Origin of the sequence: Flectobacillus roseus, from assembly GCF_030056595.1 — a bacterium.
Lineage (GTDB): Bacteria > Bacteroidota > Bacteroidia > Cytophagales > Spirosomataceae > Flectobacillus > Flectobacillus roseus.
Genome location: NZ_JASHIF010000038.1, coordinates 1 through 5,443 on the forward strand (window position 1 = coordinate 1; position 5,443 = coordinate 5,443).

3 protein-coding genes and 1 rRNA gene are annotated in these 5,443 nt (G+C 36.7%); all 4 read right to left on the minus strand.

Features of this window, described 5'->3' with window-relative positions:
- Positions 1-221 precede the first annotated feature (221 nt).
- Positions 222-2,105 (minus strand): ABC-F family ATP-binding cassette domain-containing protein, encoded by a 1,884-nt coding sequence (locus tag QM524_RS25810; protein ID WP_283346891.1) that lies wholly within the window; start codon positions 2,103-2,105, stop codon positions 222-224.
- Positions 2,106-2,195: 90 nt separating this feature from the next.
- On the minus strand, positions 2,196-4,073 hold the full coding sequence (locus QM524_RS25815) for a mucoidy inhibitor MuiA family protein (protein WP_283346892.1): 1,878 nt from the start codon (positions 4,071-4,073) through the stop codon (positions 2,196-2,198).
- A 136-nt stretch (positions 4,074-4,209) separates the two neighbouring features.
- Positions 4,210-4,995 (minus strand): hypothetical protein, encoded by a 786-nt coding sequence (locus QM524_RS25820; RefSeq protein ID WP_283346893.1) that lies wholly within the window; start codon positions 4,993-4,995, stop codon positions 4,210-4,212.
- Positions 4,996-5,346: 351 nt separating this feature from the next.
- Positions 5,347-5,443: ribosomal RNA gene (gene rrf / locus QM524_RS26080) — 5S ribosomal RNA — on the minus strand; the annotation flags it as partial.

Below are 5,443 nucleotides of genomic sequence, written 5' to 3' on the forward strand. Positions count from 1 at the left end.
TCGCTTTCGAGCCGTTGGTTCATGGGAAGTGGGATGTTTTGGAGCTTGGTAACTACAAAACTCTTGCTTCCCTTTCTTTTTACCTAATTTGTCCCATTTTTTAGTAGGGTAGAGTAGACTTTGAATAATTTTAGATAAAGTTAAACAAAAAAAAGTGCCACAATACAAATTGTGGCACTTGAATATACAGTAATGCTTTTATTATGAAAGAATTATGCAGTCTACATCATTTCTGATAGCTCTAACCAACGAAGTTCTTTTTCGTCAAGTTGGTCTGCAATTTGTTCTATCTCCTTAGCCCAAACTGCCAATTCTTCATAAGCCCCCCCAGCATTGAGTTTTTCTGTCAATTCAGCTTTACGGTCTCCCAATTTAGCGATTTCCCCTTCCAAAGATTCATATTCTTTTTGTTCTTTATAAGAAAGTTTCTTTTTGGTAGAAGTAGCCACAGGAGCTTCTTGAACAACCGGAGCACTTGGCGTTTCTACTTTTTTCGGTGCTGATTTAGCTTGAGCCTCTTGCTTATCCAATTCATCTTTCCATTCACGATAATCGGTATAGTTTCCTGGGAAATCACGAATTTGTCCTTCTCCCTCAAACACAAAAAGGTGTTCAACCAATTTGTCCATAAAATAACGGTCGTGAGATACTAGCAATAAACAGCCACCAAACTCCATTAAGAAGTCCTCCAAAATATTCAATGTCTGAATATCCAAGTCGTTGGTAGGTTCATCCAGAATCAAGAAGTTAGGGTTTTTAATCAAAACTCGCATCAAAGCCAAACGGCGTTTTTCGCCCCCAGACAGCTTTTCAACAAGTGTATATTGTACTTTAGGCTCAAACTTAAAATGCGTCAAAAACTGACTTGCCGTAATGCTCTGTCCATTTCCTAAAGTAACGTATTCGGCAATTTCGGTCACTATATCAATAACTCTTTGCCCATCTCTATATTCTAAATCGCCCTGCTGATAATAACCATAAACAACCGTTTCGCCTGTGGTAATATTTCCTGAATCGGGTTTAAGGTTTTGCGTAATCATATTCAAAAATGTTGACTTTCCAGCTCCATTTTTTCCAATGATACCAATTCTATCTTTTTTCTTGAAAACATAAGAGAAATTAGCAACGATTTTTTGTTCGCCAAAGCTTTTTGATAAGTCATCAATTTCTAAAATCTTACTACCCTGACGAGCCATTTTTACATTTAACTGTACTTTAGAATCGTCCTTAGTTTGCGAAGCCTTATCTTTCAAATCATAAAAAGCATCTACACGGTATTGTGCTTTTGTTCCACGCGCTTTAGGCTGGCGGCGCATCCATTCTAGCTCAGTACGAAGCAGGTTCTTAGCTTTATCGATACTTGCCGCTTCCATGGCTTCACGTTCAGCTTTTTTCTCTAAGAAATACCCATAATTTCCTTTGTAAGGATACGTTTTACCATTATCCAACTCAACAATATTATTACAAACTCTATCCAAGAAATAACGGTCGTGGGTTACTAATAACAAGGTTACATTTTGGGAAGAAAGAGTTTGCTCCAACCACTCGATTGTTTCTAAATCGAGGTGGTTGGTCGGTTCATCCATGATGATTAAATCTGGCTCCTCAATCAAAATTTTGGCCATAGCCACACGCTTGCGCTGACCACCCGACAATGACGTAATAGGTTTATCGAGGTCATGAATACCCAATTTCCCTAAAACTTGTTCCACACGACTTTCGTAGTCCCAAGCTTGGTATTTGTCCATCAACTCAAGCGCTCTCGTCAAATCATCATCGTTGTGATGCAACATAGCATTTTCATATGCCTTGATGGCTTGCACTGTCGGTGAATCGCCATCAAAAAGGGAATCCATGACCGACAACGATTCATTGAATGCAGGATTTTGTGAAAGATACCCAACAGTAATTCCTTTGCGAATACTGATAGTACCTTCGTCGGCAGGAATCACTCCTGCCAAGACATTCATTAAAGTAGTCTTTCCAGAGCCATTTTGACCCACTAAGGCTACTTTATCACCTTTAAGAATACCGAAATTGATACCTTTAAAAAGCCAACGCTCATTAAAGTTTTTAGAAATATTTTCTGCTGATAGATAATTCATTATGTTGAGCAATAGGCCTAAGCCTAGTTTAGCAAAATTTGGGGCAAAATTACGTAAAAAAAGCCGTATCGTTGAGATACGGCTCTAAAACTATTCAGTGCTATTGTTAGTCCCTTTGGGAGATTTAACAGAATATTGAAAAGTCAATTTCTTTTGTTGCATAGCAGCGAGGTTTAGTCGCCAAGTAATCTTTCCTGAATCATTGTCAACCCCTGCCTCAGGTGCAAGCTTGTCATAGATTTCTATTTCCTTTAATCTTGTTACAGGAAATTGGTCTTCAACCATAATATTAATAGGATACTTTTTCGTATTTTTCAACTCAATTTCATAGCTTACATGATCGACTTTACTATTACTTAAAAATTGTTTTTTCTGTAATTCCTTCTGTTTTTTTCGAGTAACAATTATATTTTTATCTCTTCCCAACGCAAAAGTAAGCGTATCGTTTTGCTTTAAAGTCAAATCGCTTTTACCCACATAAGTGCCCTCTAAATAAAGATTCACGTCTCCATCGACCAAATTATATTTCTCCCAGTCTACTACTTTTGCTTGTAAAAAAACATCGGTGTCTATTTTGGGAATCACTTTATATTCATACAAAGTAGGAATATCCTCTTCCTTCAAATCTATTGTATGAGTTTCAGCATCTGAAGGAATCGTTGTTGGTGAGATAACATCAAAACTCAGACTTGTCGGAGCTTCACTCTCCTCGATATTAGTTATTGCTGGAGCATCTTTACTTTTTCTTTCAACTGTTGCTATACCAACTGTGATAGTTTGCTTTTGTTGCCTACCATAGCCAGCCACCACTACCTCATTTAATTCATTATGGTCAGCTTGCAATAATATGTCAAGCTTATTACCATAAACCCTTTGTCGTTGAGTTTTATAGCCTATATAAGAATATATTAACTCTAGACCTTTCTTCTGTAAATTAGGGGGAATGGCCAAACGATAATTTCCATTGGCATCTGTAGCTGTTCCAAAGTTTGTTCCAGCGAAGGAGATAGATACTGCTGGCAGGCCATTTTGAGTTGCGAAGTCTCTCACCGAACCTTTTACTTCAGTTAGTTCATTTGAATTACTTTCAACTGAATTATAATAGGAAGAGTAATCGTTAGCTTCTCCCCAAAACCATTTTTGTAATTCAGGAGGTGTAGCATTTTTATTAGGAGTAGCTGTTGAAAAACGTAGCTTCACAGCTCTCCAATCTTCTCCTGAATATTGATACACATAAGCTTTATAGGCTAATTTTAAAGGCTTTAATACATTTTCGACACGCACATCGTAAGTTGGAATCCAACCTGCTTCTTTGACGTAATACGAAATATTGAATGTTACATCAGCTAATACTTCTTTTGTTTCTACCGTCACTAGTACTTCAGAGGTATTAGCTGTTTGCTTTTCGGTGAGCTCTGTTAAGGCTTGATCGTGTTTTTTCTTTTCATCCTCAAATGCTTGAATATTCCTCTCTATTTCCAACTGTTTGTTCAGAACCTCCGTCATACGTTGGCGCTGAAAATCAACCAGCAATTTCAACTCTTCCACTTTTGCTGTTGAAGCAGTGCCTATCGTTTGATTTTTAACAAGCAACTCTTCTTCGCGTTTATAAACAGTCAGCATAGCTCTGAAGTTCTTTATTTTAGCATCGATAGCCGTTTTTTGGTCTTCATGCTTTTTAATTTCCTCTTGCTCTTCCTTTTTAATATCTTTTAGTCGATGATTAACTTCCAATACCTTTACCCGAGTATCTACGCTTATTTGTAAACTTTTAGCATCTAGCGTTGCTCCTAAGCCTGAAAAAAGTATTTCGGTCTTTCCCACAGGTAAATCGACTTTAGCTTTTCTAGTAATCTGAGCCCCGTCGGGATATACAGTAACAGCTTCAATCCTTGAAGAAATAGGCTGATTAAACAACATTGGAGTGAACCATAGTCCATGTAGAAATATAAATAATACCTTGATCATAGATGGTGTGATAGTTATTAAAGTTTAGATATATGTAAAAACTTACGTATTTTTAGAAAAGTATAAAAATAGTTATTTAATCCACTCAAAGGCAACTCTAAAATCACAAATTCATTTATTAGTAAAATATGAAGTGCTAAATACCTCTCTGATGTATAAATCGTTGTGCAATAAACTTATATTTCAAGCCAATATTCACATTTACCCATCCATCATTTGCTGTATTACTGTATGAATTAGGACCTTCTACAAAATAAGGGTCTGATAAATTATACGGAGTAGTTCCGTCAAACTTATCTGTGCTAATCCAATTAACGCCTACTGAGCCATTCAAGTAAAGTCGAGGGAGGAGTTTATAATCGCAGGAAAAAGTCAATGGGATAAACACTTCCCTTGTATAGTAGATACCCACTGCTCCAGAACCCGGGCCAAATTGTTGAAAAATGGGTGTATGTCGGCTTGTACTATTTGAGGTAGTACGTAATAACTGGTCATTTATATTATATACATCAGTATGAAATCTCAATAACCCTATGCCTACTGACATGTAGCATTTGAGCTGACGTTCTTGTTCTCGGGCGAATAGAGCTGTTAAATTTATCACAGGCGCTATTGACACTCCCCAATAATTATTTCGAGCATAGGCATGATATTCTGCACTATTTTGACTCTGGGCTATTCCAGACATTACAGTTAATCGTCCAGATACTTTAGGAGAAAATCCCTTTTCCAATGATAAATTATAAATGGTAGGGAAACCTTGAATACCATGAAGTTCTCCAACAATATATGGAATACCAGCAGTTGCTGTTAAAGAATAGCCATCTAAATAGCTATATCGAGGAGCATATCGTTTTTGAGCTAACGATATTTCTGAAGCTACGGATAATAGTAGCAATAATGAGACAAGCGCTGTTCTCATATTTTAGGGGTAGAAAGTATTTACAAGATTTATTTTGAGTAAAAGTATCGATAATCTTTATATAATAAAATAAGTTTAAAGAAAAACTTTATGTTTCTTAAAGTTAAATAGGGTTATAATTAGAAAAGAAATAAAGAGGATGTAGAGCTCGACTTTCATAGATGTAGTTTTATACTTTCTCGCATTTAACGCCGACTCGTACTCTTCAGTACTCTGGTAGTTAAAAAATGTATTTCACCTCTAGGGTTACCCTAAGTGTATTTTTTACTTTTCTGTAGTTGCTTGTTCTACTTGCAGAGCCCTAACAACAAAAAAGCCACCTTTATGAGGTGGCTTGTGTTTGTTATAATATTTTGGAGCTTTTTTACTTTCCCGCATTTGATTGCAGTATCATCAACGGTACTGGGCTTAACTGCTCTGTTCGAGATGGGAAGAGGTGAACACCAGT